This is a genomic window from Pontibacter toksunensis (assembly GCF_042686245.1).
Lineage (GTDB): Bacteria > Bacteroidota > Bacteroidia > Cytophagales > Hymenobacteraceae > Pontibacter > Pontibacter toksunensis.
The window spans coordinates 612154-632804 of sequence record NZ_JBHUOX010000001.1 but is presented as its reverse complement, the minus strand read 5'-3'; the positions used below and the strand labels follow the sequence as shown (position 1 = coordinate 632804).

At 48.4% G+C, this 20651-nt stretch carries 15 protein-coding genes; 10 read left to right on the top strand and 5 right to left on the bottom strand.

Annotated features, from left to right (window positions below):
• Positions 1 to 183 precede the first annotated feature (183 nt).
• From ACFS7Z_RS02715 to ACFS7Z_RS02690, 6 genes are all read left to right on the top strand, one after another.
• Positions 184 to 360 carry a hypothetical protein gene (locus tag ACFS7Z_RS02715; RefSeq protein ID WP_377480493.1) on the top strand — a complete coding sequence of 59 codons (177 nt, stop codon included), beginning with the start codon at positions 184 to 186 and terminating at the stop codon, positions 358 to 360.
• Between the two features lie 500 nt (positions 361 to 860).
• Positions 861 to 1640 carry a beta-phosphoglucomutase family hydrolase gene (locus ACFS7Z_RS02710; RefSeq protein WP_377480490.1) on the top strand — a complete coding sequence of 260 codons (780 nt, stop codon included), beginning with the start codon at positions 861 to 863 and terminating at the stop codon, positions 1638 to 1640.
• Positions 1641 to 1875: 235 nt separating this feature from the next.
• Positions 1876 to 2628: a beta-phosphoglucomutase family hydrolase gene (locus tag ACFS7Z_RS02705; protein WP_377480487.1), complete on the top strand. Its 753-nt coding sequence runs from the start codon at positions 1876 to 1878 to the stop codon at positions 2626 to 2628.
• A gap of 6 nt (positions 2629 to 2634) precedes the next feature.
• A complete protein-coding gene (otsB, locus tag ACFS7Z_RS02700; RefSeq protein WP_377480484.1) occupies positions 2635 to 3468 on the top strand; it encodes a trehalose-phosphatase in 834 nt (277 codons plus the stop codon).
• Entirely contained in the window at positions 3461 to 5863 is a 2403-nt protein-coding gene (locus ACFS7Z_RS02695) for a glycoside hydrolase family 65 protein (protein ID WP_377480481.1), read from the top strand. Before otsB ends, ACFS7Z_RS02695 begins: the two co-directional genes overlap by 8 nt.
• 69 nt (positions 5864 to 5932) lie before the next feature.
• A complete protein-coding gene (locus ACFS7Z_RS02690; RefSeq protein ID WP_377480477.1) occupies positions 5933 to 6892 on the top strand; it encodes a 1-phosphofructokinase family hexose kinase in 960 nt (319 codons plus the stop codon).
• Between the two features lie 86 nt (positions 6893 to 6978).
• On the opposite strand, the gene fbaA is transcribed toward ACFS7Z_RS02690, so the two are convergent.
• The 5 genes from fbaA to ACFS7Z_RS02665 all read right to left on the bottom strand — a co-directional run bounded on the left by fbaA (position 6979) and on the right by ACFS7Z_RS02665 (position 13586).
• Positions 6979 to 8058 carry a class II fructose-bisphosphate aldolase gene (gene fbaA, locus ACFS7Z_RS02685; RefSeq protein ID WP_377480473.1) on the bottom strand — a complete coding sequence of 360 codons (1080 nt, stop codon included), beginning with the start codon at positions 8056 to 8058 and terminating at the stop codon, positions 6979 to 6981.
• Positions 8059 to 8254: 196 nt separating this feature from the next.
• Positions 8255 to 9823, bottom strand: coding sequence for an ABC transporter permease/substrate-binding protein (locus ACFS7Z_RS02680; protein ID WP_377480470.1), 1569 nt, complete (start codon positions 9821 to 9823; stop codon positions 8255 to 8257).
• Positions 9820 to 10797 carry an ABC transporter ATP-binding protein gene (locus ACFS7Z_RS02675; RefSeq protein WP_377480466.1) on the bottom strand — a complete coding sequence of 326 codons (978 nt, stop codon included), beginning with the start codon at positions 10795 to 10797 and terminating at the stop codon, positions 9820 to 9822. The genes ACFS7Z_RS02680 and ACFS7Z_RS02675 overlap by 4 nt, the downstream gene beginning before the upstream one ends.
• A gap of 96 nt (positions 10798 to 10893) precedes the next feature.
• Positions 10894 to 12309: an exonuclease domain-containing protein gene (locus tag ACFS7Z_RS02670; RefSeq protein ID WP_377480464.1), complete on the bottom strand. Its 1416-nt coding sequence runs from the start codon at positions 12307 to 12309 to the stop codon at positions 10894 to 10896.
• A 137-nt stretch (positions 12310 to 12446) separates the two neighbouring features.
• The gene (locus ACFS7Z_RS02665) at positions 12447 to 13586 is read right to left on the bottom strand and encodes an AI-2E family transporter (protein ID WP_377480461.1); all 1140 of its coding nucleotides are present in this window, start codon (positions 13584 to 13586) and stop codon (positions 12447 to 12449) included.
• Positions 13587 to 13931: 345 nt separating this feature from the next.
• Here ACFS7Z_RS02665 and ACFS7Z_RS02660 point away from each other — a divergent pair, with 345 nt between their 5' ends.
• The 4 genes from ACFS7Z_RS02660 (at position 13932) to ACFS7Z_RS02645 (ending at position 20649) form a co-directional block, all read left to right on the top strand.
• Positions 13932 to 15797, top strand: a complete 1866-nt coding sequence (locus tag ACFS7Z_RS02660; protein WP_377480458.1) for a DNA topoisomerase IV subunit B — start codon at positions 13932 to 13934, stop codon at positions 15795 to 15797.
• The gene (locus ACFS7Z_RS02655) at positions 15790 to 18552 is read left to right on the top strand and encodes a DNA gyrase/topoisomerase IV subunit A (protein ID WP_377480455.1); all 2763 of its coding nucleotides are present in this window, start codon (positions 15790 to 15792) and stop codon (positions 18550 to 18552) included. Before ACFS7Z_RS02660 ends, ACFS7Z_RS02655 begins: the two co-directional genes overlap by 8 nt.
• A 113-nt stretch (positions 18553 to 18665) precedes the next feature.
• Entirely contained in the window at positions 18666 to 19412 is a 747-nt protein-coding gene (locus tag ACFS7Z_RS02650; RefSeq protein ID WP_377480452.1) for a hypothetical protein, read from the top strand.
• Positions 19413 to 19566: 154 nt separating this feature from the next.
• Positions 19567 to 20649 carry a tetratricopeptide repeat protein gene (locus ACFS7Z_RS02645; protein WP_377480450.1) on the top strand — a complete coding sequence of 361 codons (1083 nt, stop codon included), beginning with the start codon at positions 19567 to 19569 and terminating at the stop codon, positions 20647 to 20649.
• Positions 20650 to 20651 lie beyond the last annotated feature (2 nt).

Here is a 20651-nt window from a genome sequence, read left to right as displayed (position 1 = left end):
TTATCCCTGCAATGATAACTTTATAAGGGTAAAGAATCAAAAACGGGTATAGAAAATATTCTTAACCTGCTTTGCTTTTCTCTGTTATACATTTGAGCGTCGTCAAAACAGTCTCAGTTTTTTATTTTTCGTAGGTAACGTAGGTAACATGGATATACCCATGAATGGAAAAAAAGTATAGGAATGAAGGAAAAAAAAGCGCATCATTCTACGGAGGAGAAGGCTGAAGCACAAAAACAACACAAAGGTCCTGTGCAACCCGAGGCGCCCGTAGGTCATATCACCAGTAGTGAGGACACTGTTCGGATTCCAGACAAAGATGATACTCCCCCGGAAGAGCAGACGCGGGGCAACCCCTGACACATACCAGGCGGCGGATGTTTCAGATGCTATCAGAAAGGCTCTTCAGCAGTTTTGTTTTCTGTGATGCTGCCTTATGCACGAAAAGCAGACCAGAAGGAGCACAAACGGTGATAACAGCTGGCTTTGGCTGCCCACTTGAGGTAGCATGGGTCAGAGGCTAATTTCTATCGTTTAAAAACCACATTTAAAAGATATCTGCTTATATTTGAAATGCATGTGAAGTAAGGGAACCTCTCTGTATGCGGTTCTGCAGGAGCTGGTGAAACGAAAGCAGGTATGCTTCATGCAACTGTGGCTGTAATAGTGAACAGCGGAACGTGATAAAAAATCTTTTGTAAACAACTAATTTCAATGAGTGGTGTAAAGCATCAAATCATGCAGAAATCAGGTGCTTCTGACACATGTGGTGCAAAAGTATTCCTTGAGGTGGAGCCATAAGCGAAAGAACTTGTCTGACATAAAGCTTGAAAAAACGGCAAAGAAAAAAATAGATAAATATGAGTAGTCTGAACAATCTTATAAAAGAAAAAAATATTAAAGCCCTTATTCTGGACATGGATGGTGTTGTTACGAACACAGCGGCATTACATGCGGAAGCGTGGAAGACGTTATGCGACTCCTATTTAAGACAGCGGGGCGAGCATGAAGGCAAACATTACGAACCCTTCAATTTTATGGAAGATTACCGTGCTTTTGTTCACGGTGTTCCGCGTTTGGATGCGATGCGGAGTTTCATGAAATCCCGCGGCGTGGAAGTGCCTGAGGGGAGCCCGAATGATGATGAGAATGAAAACACGATTGTTGGTCTGGGCGAGCGAAAAGACTTCTACTTCCATGAGCTACTGAAGCAGAACGGCGTTGTGGTGTTTGAAAATGCTGTGCAGTGGATACAACAACAAAAGGAAGAAGGCATAAAAACAGCCATTGTTTCTGCCAGCAGAAACTGCCTCACCATTATCCGGCGGGCCAACCTTGAAAAGCTTTTCGATGTTCGGGTAGACAGAGTGGTGGCGGCAGAGTTGAAACTGCATACTAAACCGGCTCCAGACATATACCTGGAGGCAGCACGGCAACTGGGTGTGAAGCCGCAGGAAGCCACCGTGTTCGAAGATGCTATTGACAGTATAAAAGGAGCGAAGCACGCTGGTTTTGGGCTGGTAGTGGGTGTCGACCACACACAAAAAAGAGAAATGTTTGAGAACAGCGGTGCAGACCTGGTGATAAAAGGGTTTGCGGCTGAGGTTAAAGTAGACGACGAGTCGTCAGTAAATTCATAAGCCAATTCTCCCGCACATCGTTGCGTGTTTCAGAAAGCGAAACAAAGAAAGCCTCTTTATCAAAAGGAGGCTTTCTTTGTTTTAGCGCCGGCATCTCTTCAAGCATCCCCGCACAATTTTTAGCTGCAGGAGAAAAGGATCCTGTAAGAAAACAGCTTCTAAAAACTTAAAGGGTATAAAACAGGTAAGTATAATTTTAAGTGAATATTAGAGAAAGCCTGCCAAAGCCTGTTTTATGCCGCCATCCTATCTCTCACAACTGCTTACAGAAAAAAAGTTAATCGCCCTGATTTTCGATTTGGACGGAGTAATTACCCAAACAGCCATAGTACATGCGTATGCCTGGAAAAAGATGTTTGATGATTACCTGCTGCAACGCGGCGAAAGAACGGGGCTAACTTACGAGCCGCTCGATATAGAAACGGACTATAGGGAGTACATAGACGGCATTCCACGATACGATGGTGTGCGCAATTTCCTGGCCTCACGAAAAATTATTTTGCCTGAGGGAACAGCGGCTGATACGCCGGGGCTGGAGACCGTGGCCGGTTTGGGAAATCTGAAAAACACTTATTTTCATGATTTGCTACGCCAGGGTGGGGTGAAGGCATACCCTGATACTGTAGACTTCATTAACAAGAAATTAGAACAGGGTTATCGTACAGCTGTAATTTCAGCAAGTAAGAATTGCCAGGCCATACTTGCTGCGGCAGGTCTCGAGGAGCTTTTTGAGGTAAGGGTAGATGGCGTCATATCCATAAAATTAGGCCTGAGAGGCAAGCCTGCCCCGGATGTTTTTACGGAGGCAGCCAGGCAATTAGGCGTGCAGCCATATGAAGCAGCTGTTTTTGAGGATGCACTGGCCGGTGTGGAGGCAGGCAAGGCAGGTAACTTTGCGTTGGTAATAGGCATCAACAGAACAGATCAGGCATCAGAACTTTTAAAACACGGCGCCGACCTGGTGCTGGATAAATTTCCAACAGACTAATAACAGATGAAAAACCAATCAAACAAAATAGTGCAGAAACACGAAGCAAAAGATCTTCCCTCTGCCTTACAGGACATCCCCAATCTGATTAATGGCAAAAAGCCTGCAGTTTTCCTGGACTACGATGGCTGCCTGAGCCCGATAGTGAAAGACCCGGAAAATGCTGTGATGACGGAAGAGATGCGGGATACCCTGAAGCGCCTGGCAAATGTATGCAGCGTAGCAGTAGTGAGTGGCCGCGACCGCGCCAATGTTGAGAAGCTCGTGCAACTAGATAACCTTTATTATGCCGGCTCCCATGGCTTTGATATTTCCGGGCCTAACAACATGCATACAGAACCAGGTGGTGCCTCTGAGGCTGTACCTGCCCTTGACAAAGCACAGAAAACACTTGATGATCGGTTGAAGGAGGTAGAGGGGGTGCTGGTAGAGCGAAAGCGATATGCCATTGCTGTACATTACCGCAACGTGGCCGATGACCAGGTAAACAAAGTGCTGCAGGTAACGGACGAAGTGATAGGACAGCACCCGGAGCTTAAGAAAGGGCCGGGTAAGAAAGTGATGGAGCTGAAGCCGAACCTGGACTGGCACAAAGGCAAGGCAGTGCGGTGGCTGATAGAGGAGTTAGATCTGAACAAGCCTGACATCGTGCCGCTTTACATTGGGGATGATCTGACGGATGAGGATGCTTTTGCCACCTTGCAAGGTGAGGGAATCGGTATCATGGTAGGAGAGCACGACGAAAAAACGGCAGCTGAATACCGGTTGGAGGACGTTGAGGACGTGCAGGCTTTCTTGGAGACACTTACCCAAACCATCAGGCGTCAGCAAAATGTATGATTGGAAGCATGTATATGACAGCTGGGTGCCGGAAGAGCAACCGCTGCGGGAGGCCCTCTGCACCTTAGGGAATGGCTATTTTGCTACCCGGGGCGCCTTCGAAGAGGTTAATGCAGATGAAAAATACCACTACCCGGGCACTTATTTAGCCGGTGGCTATAACAGGCTGGTTTCAGAGGTAGCGGGTAGAAAAGTCGAGAACGAAGACCTGGTAAACTGGCCGAACTGGCTTCCGCTTACCTTCCGGCACAAGGCAGAAGAGTGGTTTGATGTAAACCAGGTGGAAGTGATTAGCTTCCGGCAGGAGCTGGACATGCGGCAAGGCCTGTTCGAGCGTAAAGTGCGCTTCCGGGACAGCAGCGACCGTGAAAGCATCCTCTACAGCAGGCGGCTGGTCAGCATGGCCGATCCCCATGTGGCGGCTATTGAGTGGGAACTGACACCACAGAACTGGTCCGGGGAAATAGAAATAAAATCTGCTTTGGATGGCCAGATTATCAATAACGGCGTGGCCCGGTACCGCGACTACGAAAGCAAGCACCTGGAGCCACTGCAGCAGGGGCAGCATAATTCGGATACCATTTATCTGGAAGTGCAAACGGTACAGTCAAATATTCTGATGGCCCAGGCAGCACGCACGCGTGTCTATATGGAGCCAAAAGGGGAGGAGGTTCAGAGCACACTGCAGTCAGAGAAAGGCTATGTAGCTCAGTGTTTTGTCATAAACTGCCAACAGAACCGACCGCTGCGGGTTGAGAAAATGGTGCAGTTGCATACGTCCCGTGATAGGGCTATTTCGGAGCCCCTGCTGGATGCATGCACCAACATCGAAAGGCAGGGCAGTTTCGCTCACCTGCTTGTAAAGCACAGGCTGGCATGGCAACGGCTCTGGAACCGCACTGATTTTGAGATTGCCTGCAACAGCAAAGCACACGAGGTGCTCCGGCTGCATGTTTTCCACCTTCTCCAAACTGTTTCTCCCAACACCATCGGCCTGGATGTAGGGGTTCCTGCACGTGGACTCCACGGCGAGGCCTACCGGGGGCATATATTCTGGGACGAATTATTCATCTTCCCGTTCCTGAACCTGCACCTTCCTGAACTAACCCGGGAACTACTGTTTTATCGTTTCCGCCGCTTGCGGGAGGCCCGTTTTGCAGCTGCACAGGCAGGTTACCGGGGTGCCATGTTTCCATGGCAGAGTGGCAGCAATGGCCGTGAAGAAACACAGGCAGTGCACTTAAACCCAAAATCAGGGAACTGGCTGGAAGACAATACTTACCTGCAGCGCCACATTAACGCGGCAATAGCCTACAATGTGTGGCAGTACTACCAAACTACAGATGACATGGACTTCCTAGCTTTTGTGGGGGCCGAAATGATTTTCGACATAGCGCTCTTCTGGTCCACAATAGCGGAACTCAACACGAAGACAGACCGCTTTGAGATACATCGTGTGGTTGGCCCAGACGAGTACCATGCAGATTATCCCGGTTCGGAGGATCCTGGGCTGAGCAACAACGCCTACACCAATGTAATGGCAGTCTGGGTCATTCACCGTGCCCTGCAGTTGCTAGATATGATAGACGATTCGCGCCTGGAGGAGCTCTTCCAGAAGCTGAGTATATCGGAGCCAGACATTGCGCGCTGGCGGGACGTAAGCACAAAGATGTTTGTGCCGTTTATTGGCCAAAGCAATATCATTGCGCAGTTTGAGGGGTATGAGCAGCTAAAGGAGTTCCCCTGGGAGGAGTACAAAGAAAAACACGGGGAGTCAATGCGCCTGGACCGTATCCTGGAGAGTGAAGGCGACAACGTGAACAGGTATAAGGCCAGTAAACAGGCAGACGTGCTCATGCTTTTTTACCTGTTCTCTTCAGAGGAACTGCTTCATCTTTTTAATCAGCTAGGCTACACCTTTATGCCAGACCATATACTGGAGAACATTGCCTACTATGAGGAACGTACTTCGCATGGTTCTACGCTGAGTAAGATTGTGCACGCATGGGTGCTGGCGCGTTCAGACCGCAGGCGATCCTGGAAAAACTTTGAAATGGCGCTGATGAGTGATGTGGAAGACGTACAGGGCGGCACCACCCCCGAGGGAATACATACAGGCGCTATGGCAGGCACTGTTGATTTGGTGCAGCGTGGTTTTACAGGTTTAGAGATAAGGGATAATGTACTTTGGTTTAGCCCGGTTCTTCCCGAGGAAATAGGCTGCCTGAACTTCCAACTCCGCTACCGCAGCCATTGGCTCTCCCTTCAGTTCACACACAACAAGATGGTCGTAATCAACGACAAAGGCTGGGCGAAAGAAGTGCAGATTGGCGTGAATGGCACCGTCTACACCATCAAAACAGGGGAGAAGCGGGAATTCAATACTAACAGTTAGAAGGCAGAGACGTAAATATCTGGCACCCCCTCTTGCAACACTGCCGTACATCCTTTAAAGTAAATTCTTATGCACGATATAATTACCATAACACTTAACCCGGCTTTAGATAAAAGTACATATGCCAACCGGGTGCAGCCAGAGAAAAAGATACGTTGCCGAAGCCCGTTTTTTGAGCCGGGCGGAGGAGGCATCAATGTTTCCCGTGCCATCAAAAAACTGGGCGGAGAATCATGTGCCTGGTTCTTAGCTGGTGGTCCGTCTGGGGAGGTGCTCTGTAACCTGCTTAAGGAGGAGGGTATATCCTTTAAAGCCATTAAAACAAAAAACTGGACCCGCGAAAACCTGATGGTGATGGAGGAAGACTCTGGCAATCAGTACCGGTTTGGTATGCCGGGGCCAGAGGTTTCTGAAGAGGAGTGGAAGCAGTGTATAATTAAACTGGAGGAGACTCCTGATGAGAAACTGCCAAAGTACGTAGTAGCGAGCGGTAGTTTGCCTCCTGGAGTTCCGGATGATTTTTATCTGCAATTAGCCCAAATGGCGAACCGCCGTGGATTCAAATTGATCGTAGATACGTCAGGCGATGCTTTGCTGAAAGCGGCCGGAGAGGGGGTGTACCTGCTTAAACCAAACCTGCTGGAGTTTGCAGCGCTGGTGGGTAAAGAAGAAGTCTCGGCACTCGAACAGGAGCAGATTGCGATGCAGATTCTCTCTGAAGGGAAATGTGAGGTGCTGGTAGTATCATTAGGCCCACGTGGTGCCATGGTAGCGTCTAAAGAAAAAGGTATCAGCTATGTTTTGTCGCCTGCTGTTAAGCAAAAAAGCGCAGTGGGCGCCGGAGACAGTATGGTGGGCGGCATGGTGATGAGCCTTCTCAAAGGCATGAGCTTAGATGAAATAGTGCGCTATGGAGTAGCAGCCGGCACAGCCGCCACGATGACTCCGGGTTCTGAACTCTGCAAAAAAGAAGACACAGAAAAGATTTTCCAGTGGCTCCTGGAGCACCGGGAACTCACCAATATCTAAAGTCATTCCTTTTTTCCGGAGAATTAAAAAAAACAGAAGAGGTGGAGCCATTAGACCCCACCTCTTTTGTTTTAGTATAGGTATACTTATGCGTTACGGTTGATAGCATTTAAATCTTCGAAAGCTTCTTTCAAACGCTTTGTAAAAGTTTTCTCCCCTTCGCGTAGCCAGACACGTGGATCATAGAACTTCTTATTTGGTACATCGTCTCCCTCCGGGTTACCCAACTGTGTTTGAAGGTAAGCCTTTTTAGATTCATAGTAGTCCCTGATACCTTCCCAGAAAGCCCACTGCATATCCGTGTCGATGTTCATTTTGATGGCACCATACTCGATAGCTTCTGTAATTTTAGCCTTTTCAGATCCGGAACCACCATGGAACACAAAATGTACCGGGTTTTGACCTGTGCCGTATTTCTGCTGAATAAACTCCTGTGAGTTCTTCAGAATTTCCGGGCGTAACTCTACATTGCCTGGCTTATATACCCCATGTACATTTCCAAAAGCGGCTGCAATGGTAAAGCGGTGGCTAATCTGGTTCAGCACCTCGTAGGCATAAGCCACTTCTTCCGGCTGTGTGTAGAGGCGGGAGGAATCTACATCAGAGTTGTCGACACCGTCTTCCTCGCCACCGGTTACGCCCAATTCAATTTCTACAGTCATACCCATCTTGTCCATGCGTCTGAGGTATTCAGCGCAGGTTTCAATGTTTTCCTGTAGCTCTTCTTCCGATAAGTCCAGCATGTGCGAGCTGAACAATGGTTTGCCGTGCTCCGCAAAGTATTTCTCTCCGGCGTCTAACATGCCGTCTATCCAAGGTAATAGTTTTTTAGCAGCGTGGTCGGTGTGCAGTACAACGGGCACGCCGTAGGCCTCGGCCATTATATGCACGTGGCGGGCACCGGCAACAGCACCTGCAATAGCAGACTTCTGTAGCTCATTTGCCAAACCTTTGCCAGCATTAAATTGCGCACCGCTATGTGAGAACTGGATAATGACAGGAGAATTGACATCCCGTGCTGTTTCCAGCACAGCATTTATAGAGTTAGAGCCAATAACGTTTACAGCCGGAAGGGCAAAGTTATTTTCGTTGGCATACTTGAAAAGCTCTGTTACTTCGTCACCGTGCAGTACGCCAGCTCTGAATCTTTTTTTAGTTTCGCTCACAGTTTATTTTAATTTGATTGTTGACATTATGAATTTGCCTCAGCCATACATACGATACCGAGGAAACATCATCTACAGGTAAATTTACTATATTGATTAGAATTAAGAAAATCAGCCCCCAATATAAATTGCCAGTAGCTGTACTTCCTCTGCTGATGCAGGTTACGGTGCTGTAAGCTAAAGAAACAGGATCAGGTTATTTGGTTAAAAGCGTGAGGTGTCTTTTCAGATCAGAGATGCTGCGAATCTTCAAACTTCTGGCCTGTTCTTCCCGCATCATCAGGGCATAGGTGTTGTTAAAACCAAGCGGTGGCAGCCAGACAATGTTGTATTGCTCCTGGAACTGATCTGTTACATACTTAAAAACGCTGTCGTTACTTTTTGATAAACCGGCGGCAACTGCCGGAGGTGTGTTAAGGATAACCTGCAAGCCGGTACCGGTGTACTCCGGGTAAGCATCAATTTCGCCAGCCGCCAGTGCATCAAAACAAATTTTTGTTCCGCCCAACCCTGTTTGAGCTGACACCTGCAGGTCTGTGTAGCCCCGAATCAACTGGGAGAGCATCTCTGTCAGAATGTATTGCTCTGTAAAAATCTTGGAGCCAAGCCGGATAGTTTCACCTGTTCCGTTTCGGGATGGCTTCCATAGCCCTTGCTGCTGCAGATATTCCTGCGCCACCTTTGCCGGCGATGCTTTGGCAAAGTCTACCTGGTAGTTAAGGGCAGTCATGGTGGAGTCGTTGATGGTGCCGCTGAGCAGGCTCAGCACTTCCCGCAGCTCCGGGTGCTGTGTCAGCGCTGGTTCCCTCACAAGAAATGCTGCCTGATAGGGCGGAAAAGAATGCTGGTCATCCTTGAGCACCCGCAGTTTGTAAGTCTTTATCTTGCCGTCAGTGGAGTAGCCGTCAATCACATCCACGTCACCTTCATGTACGGCTTTGTAGACAAGTGCTGGTGCCATAATCACTGTGTTAAGGTCGAGCCCATAGGTTGCTTTTAGACCAGGGTAGCCATCTGCTCTGCCAGCAAACTCAGGGCTAAGGCCTGCCATAAAACCGCTGCCATTTGGAAAAAGGTAAAAGGAAGACAACAGGGGCAAGGCCAGAAAAAGGAGCAGCGAAGCCGGGCGCAGCAAGGGAAGGCGCAGGTTTTGCAGGCGCGCCAGCAGGAAGTCAATGCCGATTGCCAGAAGAGCTGCCGGAACAGCACCCGCCAATATCATAGGAGTGTTGTTCAGGGCAATGCCACCAAAGATAAACTCGCCCAGACCGCCTGCCGCAATATAAGCTGCCAAAGTAGCCACGCCCACATTCAGCACTGCTGCCGTGCGGATGCCGGCAAACAGCACAGGCAGCGCAAGGGGCAGCTCCACCCGTGTCAGCAGTTGCCAGTTGGTCATACCCATGCCGCGCGCTGCTTCCTTTACGGTGGCATCTACTTGTGTAACACCTGCAAAGGCATTGCGGATAATCGGCAGCAAAGAGTACAGAAACAGCGCAAAGATGGCTGGTTTCGGGCCAATGCCCAGCACCGGAATCAGGAAGCCAAGCAGTGCGATGCTTGGAATTGTTTGAAGGATACCGGTGATACCAAACACAGGTCCGACGGCTTTTTTATACCTCGTGATAAACAGGCCCAGGGGCAATCCTATAAGAATAGCTAGCGCCAGCGATATAAAGGTAAGGCCGATATGTTCCAGTGTCTGCTCCAGCAGCTTCCCACTTTGCAGTTGTACGAAGCCCCAAAAGTCCTGTAAAATATTCATGGGCGAAGCGTGGGTGTAAGTCTCTCTACAGCAGCCATCAGATCCGTTAGAGTGGCTGATTGCGCAGGAATGGCTGTTGTTGCCTCTAAAATGAGGCCTTGTTGAATTGCACCAGTGGCTATTAGTAGCTGTGTAGCCTCCAGCACATTCGCTGTTTCCGCAATTGAGAGGACATTGGAAGCTATATCCTGGGCAGCAGGGGGCAGGAAAGGCCGAAGCTGGTGAAGGTACAACACTTGTAGCTGCAACTGGAATAGGTGCTCTTTCAGGAAGTGTGTTACAAAAGCATTGGCAGGCCGGAAAATCAGTTCCTGCGGAGTGCCCAGCTGTTGAACTTCTCCATCATCCATCAGGCAGATACGGTCCCCCAGTTCAAAGGCCTCCTGCACATCGTGTGTCACGAGCACTGTTGTTTTATTCCGCAACGCCTCCAGGTTTTTGAATTCGCGCCGTATACTGTTGCGTGTAATGGGGTCCAGTGCTCCGAAAGGCTCATCCATCAGGATTACAGGCGGATTTGCCACCAGTGCACGTGCAAGGCCTACCCGCTGCTGCTGTCCTCCGCTCAGTTCATGCGGGTATTTGTGCAGGTATTGCTGAGGCGGCATTTTTAACAGTTCCAGTACCTCTAATGTGCGGGAATGTGTTTTATCTTTCTTCCAGTGCAGCAGGCGCGGTACCACTGCTATATTCTCCTGAACGGTATAATGCGGGAACAGCCCTGCGCCTTGGATGACATAACCAATTTTTCGGCGGAGTTCCTCTGGTTTCTGATGCTTTATGTCTGTCCCTGCTACCTCAATGGTGCCATCGGTCAGTTCCTCCAGCCTGTTGATAAGCTTAAGGGTGGTGGTTTTGCCGCAGCCGCTGGTGCCGAGCAATACCAACGTTTCACCTTCCTTCACCTCTAGTGTCACATCATCCACAGCCTTCAGGTTGCCATACTGTTTCGTTACATTAGAAAGTAGGATCATGGTGCTGTTGGTGCTGTTTTCATGTTCTTTCTACGGAAGTACGTTTTATTAGCTGACAGATACCTTTGCTGAGCCTGCCAAAGGTATGTACGGCCTTTAATCAAATACTATGACCTTGTCCTTGTGCTTGCTTCGCATGTGGCCCCGGATGATCTGCTGCACGTCTTTGTTGTCGTTGTAGCGCTTGATGGCTCCTTTAAAGTCTTCTATGTTTTTGGCTGAAAAGCTCTCGTCTACAAAGCCGAAGCCGAGGTAGGTGCCATGCTCCACCACCACTACAGAATTCTCGCCGGGCTCTCGCCCTTTGCCCAAAATGACGAAGCTGTTGTGCTCGAACGAAAATGATTCAATGGCGGCATCCACCCGCTGGTTATATTCTTCAGGATTCTCTTTGCCGATGCAGGCCCCGTTGCACTGGTGCACCTGGTAGTCGAAGCAGGCGCCGTTTGTTTTGTACAGGTCGCAAAGCTTCTGGCAGAGGTTATATTTGGATACTTTGTGGTACAGAAACCCTTTGGCTTTGAATTGATTTGACAGGGCTATAATAGGTGTGAGGCTGACATTGTCGGCTCTGTTCACGCTGCCATACGAGAGGCGTTTATACCCGTTCCCATCCTCATACACATAGATGCCCGTGTTAAATACAGAACGGCGCTGCTGCCGGTTATACTGTGGTTTCATCCGCTTGATTTCAGCAGACTCAAACAGCAGCGCTATCAGTTCATTTCCCATCGTCTCGTAGGTGATGTCGGAGATGCTGTTCTTAAAATCAAGCGACTTGCGGCTTTTGTAATCTATGTTAAAGTGCTGGATAATGCGCTTCTTGATGTTAATGCTCTTTCCGACATAAATGACCTCGCCGGCTTCATTATGAAAGTAGTAGACACCCGGCACCATTGGCAGCGCATCCACCTGCTCCTTCCTGATATTAGGAGGAAGCAGGGACGTTTTGATTTCCTCCTTCAGTACCTGCGCGGTGTTATCTGCAGCCATGTGCATGTTACCATCCACCACAGGCCTGTTCAACTTAATGAGTTTGTCGAAAAGAATGGCCGTTGCCTTTGCGTCGCCGATGGCGCGGTGGCGTTGTGTCAGTTCGATGTCGATGCTTTTGCAAAGCTTACCCAAGCTGTAAGATGGTAGACCGGGTATAAGTGATCGGCTCAGGCGCACCGTGCATAGCGTCTTGCGCTGAAAGGTGAAGCCGAGGTCTGCAAATTCTTTCTTCATGAAAGAATAGTCGAAGCGCACGTTATGCGCCACAAAAACCTTTCCCTCCGTAAATTCCACAATATCTTTGGCTACCTCGTAGAATTTAGGCGCATCCTGCACCATCTCGTCCGTGATGCCTGTCAGTTGAGATATAAAATAGGGGATAGGGCGCTGTGGGTTAATCAGCGTGTTGTATTTGTCTACAATTTTCTCACCGTCGTGAATGAAAATGGCGATTTCGGTTATTTTGTCCTGAGCAGGCTGTCCGCCTGTGGTCTCGATGTCTATGATAGCGTACAAGTTGCTGCTGTTTAGTACTTACAGAATTGGTGCTGTGGCAGGTGCCAAAAGCTTTCACTATAACCAATAACATTAGTATTACGTTTCAAATCAACTCCTCTAAACAAGGTTAAGCAAACAACATTAGCAAAACAGGATTACTTTACATCATCCTCCTTCTTTCCCCGGCCTATTCCATTCACTATCTCATCAAACCAGTTCCTGAAACGCCCCGGTTTCCTGGGCTTCAGGTCATCTACGTCAGCGAGTAAATACCCAAACGGTTTCAAAGGTGCATAAGCGTCGAAAATAACTTTAAGCATCGCGATGACAGGAATGGAAATAATCATGCCTGCTGCCCCCCAGATTTCCCCACCAATGAGCAAAGCAATAATAGCCGCAAAAGGATTTATACTTACCTTAGAGCCAACTACAAAGGGCGTGATGAAATTGCCCTCCAGGAACTGCACGAACATAAAAATGAGCACCACCACCACCGCGTTAAGAAAATTACCAGTGGTGGCCAGTATGAACACGGCAGGCAGGAACGCCCCTATCATGATGCCGATATAGGGGATGATGGTCAGGATGGAGGCAAACACTCCAAAGAAAATGGCATATTTCACGCCTACTATCAACAGCCCGGCAGAATTTAGCAGCGCCACTACCACAATCACTATCATCAAGCCAGAGATATAGCTTTGCACCACATGCTGTATTTCAGTCATCGCTACTCTGAAATCGGTTCGATGATCTTTGGTGGTAAATTTAAAGATAAACTGCTCGAGGTGGTCGCGGTAATAAAGCAGGCAGAATACAAAGATGGGGATAATGGTGAGCAGCGTTAATACGCCGGTTGTAATAGAAATTGTGTTGCCCAGGAACGTAGTGGAGACGTCCTGTATGCTGCCAATGGCATTTCGTATAATTTGATTCCTGTTGGAAGGGGGTATCTCAAAATGGGTATACAGGTAATCCTGGACTCTAGCCAGGAGCGCTTCCAGGTTCTGCCCAACTGTATCTAACTCAGAAGTAAGGCTCATTAACTGCATCGACAAAAACCAGATAACAAGCCCGAGTACTACGATTACCAGGATAATACTGCATAAAATGGCCAGTGGGCGCGGTACACCCCATCTTTCCAAGTCCCGGTTCAAGGGCAGCAACAGCAAAGAAAAAAGCACGGCGAATGCCAAAGGCATTAGAATGGGTTTAAATACCTGAAGCCCCAGGATGAGCAGCGCCAGCGCCAGTAGAATGATAGTAAACTTAAAGTAATTAGGTAATCTTATTTCCATCTAGTTAAATGTCTTCTCCCTGCATAAACTCCTGAGGTACAGTTATTGCACCATGTATAAGCAAATGTAAGGCAACAGGATTGAATAACCAGCACTCAGAAATGCTAATTATGTTAGCTTAAAAAGGGCTGTTATTTCTTCTTTTAGGTGAACTTCTCCCTTCAAACAAGGGTTGATAGTTGACAATTAGCCACTAATTTCGTATATTTGACTAATAAAATTAGTAATAATATAGTAGATAGGTGGTTAGGATCGGGACACGGAACTTTATATAGTGTCTTCTCACTTATTATTTTCTATATTTCCGGTTGAATTTACCATAACAACTACACTTACGCTTAAAGAATGGCAGAGTTAGCGCAAAATAACTACAACGAAGACAGCATCCGGTCGCTTGAGCCGAGGGAACATATCAGGCTCCGCCCTGGCATGTACATTGGCAAACTGGGCGACGGGTCATCGGCTGATGACGGTATTTATATTCTGGTAAAAGAGGTTATTGACAACTCCATCGACGAACATGTGATGGGGCACGGTAAAACCATTGAGGTGAAGATTTCTGACCATAAAGTGCAGGTGCGTGACTATGGCCGTGGCATTCCGCTGGGCAAGGTGATCGACTGCGTGAGCAAGATTAACACTGGTGGTAAGTACGACAGCAAAGCTTTCCAAAAGTCAGTTGGTTTGAATGGTGTGGGTACGAAAGCAGTGAACGCTCTCTCCAGCCATTTCAGGGTGCAGTCGGTGCGCGACGGGCAGATGAAGGTAGCTGAGTTTGAGCAGGGGGTACTCACCCAGGATTCTGAACTGCAGGAGACAAACCAACGCAACGGTACGCTTACTTCCTTTGTTCCGGACGAGACGATTTTCAAGAACTTCCAGTTTAACCCGGATTACCTTGAGAACCAGATTTGGAACTACGTGTACCTGAACGCGGGGCTGACCATCAACTTCAACGGTAAGAAATTCTATTCTGAGAATGGCCTTCTGGACCTGCTGCGCAATAAGGCAGACGAAGAAAGCATGCGCTACCCAATCATTCACCTGAAAGGAGAAGACATTGAACTTGCCCTGACGCACGGAAATGACTATGGTGAAGAGTATTACTCGTTTGTGAACGGCCAGTATACCACCATGGGAGGTACGCACCTGCTGGCTTTCCGGGAGGCAATAGTGAAGACGGTGCGCGACTTCTATAAGAAAGACTACGATGCCGCTGATATCCGTGGCTCTATCGTGGGGGCGATTTCGCTGCGTGTACAGGAGCCTGTATTCGAATCGCAGACGAAGACCAAACTGGGCTCTGTGGATATGGGACCTGATGGTCCGGCGGTGCGTGCCTATATCAACGACTTCATTAAAGAGCATCTCGATAACTACCTGCACAAAAACGCGACGACAGCCGAAGCGCTCAAGAAGCGGATAGAGCAGAGTGAGCGCGAGCGTAAGGACATGGCAGGGGTGAAGAAGCTGGCAAACCAGCGCGCCAAGAAAGCCAACCTGCACAACCGCAAGCTACGCGATTGCCGCATGCACTTCAACGAAGACAAGCATGAGAACGCGCTGCTTTCTACGCTTTTCATTACAGAGGGTGACTCAGCAAGTGGTTCTATCACCAAGTCCCGCAACGTGGATACAGAAGCTGTATTCAGTTTACGAGGCAAGCCACTTAACTGCTTTGGCCTAAAAAAGAAGGTGGTATACGAAAACGAAGAGTTCAACCTGCTGCAGCACGCGCTAAACATTGAAGAAGGCCTGGAAGGCTTGCGCTATAACCGGGTGGTCGTAGCCACTGATGCTGATGTGGATGGCATGCACATTCGCTTGTTGCTGCTGACGTTCTTCCTGCAGTTCTTCCCTGACCTGGTAAAAAATGGCCACGTGTACATTTTAGAGACTCCACTGTTCCGGGTGCGCAACAAGAAGGAAACCATCTATTGTTATAACGAGACAGAGAAGCAGGAGGCAATTCAGAAATTGGGCAAGCGCCCTGAGATTACGCGTTTCAAGGGATTGGGCGAGATTTCGCCGGACGAGTTCGGTAAGTTTATTGGTGACAATATAAAGTTGAAGCCGGTTATCCTGCACAAAGACACGACGATACAGAAAATGCTGAGCTACTTTATGGGCAAGAACACGCCGGAGCGCCAGAATTTTATTATCGACAACCTGAAGATAGAGAAAGACATAGTAGAGGAAGTTTATGCATAACGACGAGTTGAATAACGAAGAATTAAATCACGAAGACGAACTGGAAGTAACCTTCAACGATGGAGAAGGAGAACTGATCCATAACGTTACGCCTGTCGCCGGCCTTTATGAGAACTGGTTCCTCGACTATGCTTCTTATGTGATTCTGGAGCGTGCGGTGCCAGCCATTGAAGATGGCCTGAAGCCGGTGCAGCGGCGCATCTTGCACGCCATGAAAGAGATGGACGACGGCCGCTTTAACAAGGTGGCCAACGTAATAGGCCAAACGATGCAGTACCATCCGCACGGTGATGCTTCCATCGGAGACGCCATGGTGAACCTGGGCCAGAAAGATTTACTTATTGAGACGCAGGGTAACTGGGGAGACGTGCGTACTGGTGACAGTGCAGCTGCTCCTCGTTACATTGAAGCGCGCCTTTCTAAATTTGCGCTGGATGTGGTGTTTAACCCGCAGACCACACTATGGCAATTGTCTTATGACGGCCGCAAAAATGAGCCGGTAACGTTGCCGGTAAAATTCCCGCTGCTGCTGGCGCAGGGGGTAGAGGGTATTGCCGTAGGTTTGTCTACGAAGATAATGCCCCACAACTTCCGGGAGCTTATCAAAGGCTCCATCGATGTGCTGAAGGGCCGAAGCACGCAGCTCATGCCAGATTTCCCGAACGGCGGCCTGGTAGACATAACGAACTATAACTCCGGCATGCGCGGCGGCCGCATCCGTGTGCGCGCTACTATTGAGAAGGTTGACAAGACCATGCTCATCATCCGGGATATTCCTTACGGCATTACGACTACCAGTTTGATGGAGTCGATCGTGAAAGCGAGCGAGAACAATAAGATCAAGGTAAAGAAAGTAATTGATAACACGGCGGCCGATGTAGAGATACAGGTACACCTTCCAACAGGCGTGTCACCTGACCTGACCATTGACGCGCTGTATGCCTTCACTGACTGTGAGGTCTCCATTTCTCCTAACACCTGCGTTATTATAGATGACAAGCCACACTTCCTGAGTGTGGACGAGTTGCTGCGCATCTCTACTTTTAAAACAGTAGACCTGCTGAAGCGAGAACTGGAAATACGCAGAGCAGAACTGGAGGATAAATGGCACAACTCATCGCTGGAGAAAATATTCATCGAAAACCGAATCTACCGCGACATTGAAGAATGCGAGACATGGGAGGCGGTACTGCAGGCAATTGACAAAGGACTTGACCCATACAAGCCACTGCTGCGCCGGGAGGTGACAGAAGAGGATATCATCCGCCTGACTGAAATCAGGATAAAGCGCATCTCAAAGTACGACTCCTTTAAAGCAGATGAGTACATCAGAAAGCTGGAAGAGGAGATGGCAGAGGTAGAAGACCATCTGGCGCACCTTATCCGCTATGCTATCTCCTATTTTGAGGCGCTGCTAAAAAAATATGGCCAGGGCCGTGAGCGCAAAACGCAAATTAAGACGTTTGATGTCATTAACGCACAGAATGTTGCCATCGCCAACCAGAAGCTTTACATGAATGCAAAAGACGGCTTCATCGGAACCGGATTGCGTAAAGACGAGTTCGTGTGCGACTGCTCTGACATGGACGACATCATCGTATTCCGCAGGGATGGTAAGTTTACTGTGACGAAAGTGGCAGAGAAAACTTTTGTGGGCAAGGACATCATTCTGGCAGGGGTATATAACAAGAATGATGAACACATGGTGTATAACATGATTTACCTGGATGGTAAAACAGGCGTATCCTATGCCAAGCGTTTCTCTGTCAAGTCTGTCACCCGCGATAAGGAATATGACCTGACCAAAGGCAACAAAGGTTCAAAGGTACATTACCTGACGGCCAATCCCAATTCAGAGTCTGAAGTGGTAACTATCTCTCTTTCACCTCAGGCAAGTGCTCGTGTTAAAGTGCTGGATTACGACTTTGCTGAGCTGATGATCAAAGGAAAAGGTTCGAATGGGAACATCGTGACGAAGTACCCGGTGAAGAAAGTCGTGCAGAAGAGCCTGGGAGAGTCTACTTTGGGTGGCCGCGAGATTTTCTACGACGAGGTTATTGGCCGACTGAACACCGAAGGACGTGGTCGTTACCTTGGCTCCTTCAATACAGAAGACACCATTCTGGTAGTTTATGAAGACGGCTCCTATGAGCTAACTTCGTTTGACCTGGCAAACCATTATACTGTTGAGAAGATCAAGGTGCTTCAGAAGTTTGATCCGGAGTTGGTTGTCTCCTCTATCTATTATGAGGGCGAGAATAAGCTTTATTATGTGAAGCGCTTTAAAGTAGAAACCTCCACCGTAGGTAAACGCTTTGCCTTTATCCCGGAAACTAAAGGTTCCCGTCTGGAGGCTGTCTCAACCCATCCGGAGCCGCTGGCAACCATCTCCTTTAAGCGCGATCGACGCAGCGAAAAAGAGATTGAAAAGCTGTTGCTGAGCGAGTTCATTGATGTGAAAGGCTGGAAAGCATTAGGTAACAAATTGAACTACTACAAGGTGCTGGATGTGTCAATGCCTAAAATGGAAGCAGTAGAGCAGCCAGGCGATGATAAAGCGAAGACAAAGAAGACAGCCCCAAGAAAAGCATCTGTTTCGGTTCCAACTGAGCTACAGTTACTTGCAGAAGAGGCCGCCAGAATTAGTGCAGCCCAACATAACGACGCAGAACCCGTATTGAAAGACATAGACGATAGCACAGAAAGCTTAGAAAAAGAGGCTCTGAAGAGAAAAAAGCAACTGGATCTGTTTTAGATTATATGCAATTCTCTTTTTCTGTGGAATTGCACTTGCTAAAGTCTTCTGCAATGCTTAGATTGTAGTGTGGGTAAGAATATATGAGAAGACTTTTAAACATATTGCTAGTAATGAGCTTTCTCTTTGCAGGAGCGCCAATGGCTGTGGCAGGAGTTTTCTACTCAGGGAATGAGCAACTATTGCAACAGGCAAAGCAACTTTTAAGCAGTTACAAAGACAGCGAAGCCCTGCTTTTATACGAGCAGGTGCTTTCAGCTGCACCAGATAACTTCGAAGCACTCTGCAAGGCGAGCCTGCTGCATTGCCGCATAGGGGATCGCTATAGCAGCGATGAAACTTCAAAGCTGCAGCACTATGCTAAAGCTAAGGCCTATGCGCAGAAAGCCTATGATTTGAATCCGGTAGATGCAGAGTCTAACTATGTCATGGCGCTTTCTTACAGTTGCGAAGCAATGGCATCAGGACCTAGGAACAGGCTGGTAGGCATCAATCAGGTGAAGTCTTTCCTGGATGCTGCCCTTTCTTCCAATAGCCAGCATGCAGGAGCTTGGCACTTAATGGGGCGCTGGCACTTTAAAATGGCTAACTTAAATGTTGTTGAAAAGTTAGCATCCAAAATGCTCTTTGGTGGCGTGTGTGATGTAACTACTAACGAAGTAGCTGCAGAAGCGCTTGAAAAAGCTGTTGCCTATGAGCCAGATAACATTCGCTATTATTATGACCTTGCCTGCATCTATGATGAAATGAAGGACAAAGAGGCCCGTAATAACACGTTGCAGAAAGCAGTCGCCCTCACCTTCGAGACGAAGGATGAGTTAGAATTAAGCAGGCGCTGTAAGATTATGCTGCAACAGTAAAGCATCAGACATAAAAACAGAAAGCCTGCTTCCGGATGGTTGCAGGCTTTCTGTTTTTATAGCCATCTGGCAGAGTTATTTCAAATTGACTAAATTGTCTTAATTTAGCGCTTAAGTGTTACAGTCTCATAATTTCAGGTCTCTAAAGCGAGTAATGTTGCGAGTTCATGGATTGCTTCTGTTGGTTGTGTCTTCTCTTATCTGCTCCTGTAGTTTTGATAAAGACGCAAGGGAGCAGATGGTTGACCTGCAGCAGGTAAAGGACGACCCCGAGGCTCAACTGGTAAACTTGAATGCTGCTATTGAACAAACAGGGAGTGACGGTAGCCTGTATGCCCGCAGGGCAGTAGTGCTGCTGCGCAAAGGAGAACTTAGGCAGGCACTGCAGGATGCGAACAAGGCAGTAAAGCTGACACGGGATGAGCCCTCCAGCCTTTTTGTGAAGGCGCAGGTGCTGCGCACGATGGGTAAGCCGGAAGAGGCATTGCCCCTGGCGTTACAGGCAGAGCGGAATTCATACCAGAGTTCTTCACTGTATGTGCTCCTTGGTGACCTGTATCTGCAGCGCAGGGATTACAAGCAGGCACTAACTTACCTGAACAAAGCGCAGGAGCTGTCGCCGGATGATGAGTTTGCCTTCTATTATAAAGGGCGGGTGCTGGAAACTACCGGCGACTCAGCGAGGGCCATGTATAATTACAGGAATGCGCTGGAGCAAGCACCTTCATTTGTAGAGGCAAAGCGGGAGCTAAGTGGTTTGCTGCTGGCCAGAAATGAGATTCCTGCAGCTAAGCCCTACCTGGCCAGTGCAATGCAAGTGGCACCGGCAGACGCCCTTCTGTGGTATTACAAGGGCCTGTTGTATAAAGCGGAGCAGAAACCGGACAGTGCGCTGCAGGCCTTCAACCAGGCCATCAGTTTGAACGACACTATACAGGGTGCTCATTATTGGCTTGGACTTCAGCAGCATTCCATTGGCAACAATGAAGCGGCAATAGTACATTTGCAGAAAGCTGCTCCGGGCTATAAGCGAAAGCCGAAGTACCTGAGCACTCTGGCCAGTGCTTATGAACGTTCAGGACAGTATGGCATGGCTATGGCTACGTATCAGCGCATACTGGAGGTAGAGCCAACTTACACGTACGCTTACCAGGCCATCAGCCGGATTAAAAGTAAATTAGTAAAACCAAAGCCTGACAGCACAGTTGTGCAACAGGTACAGATAGAAGAACTATAGAC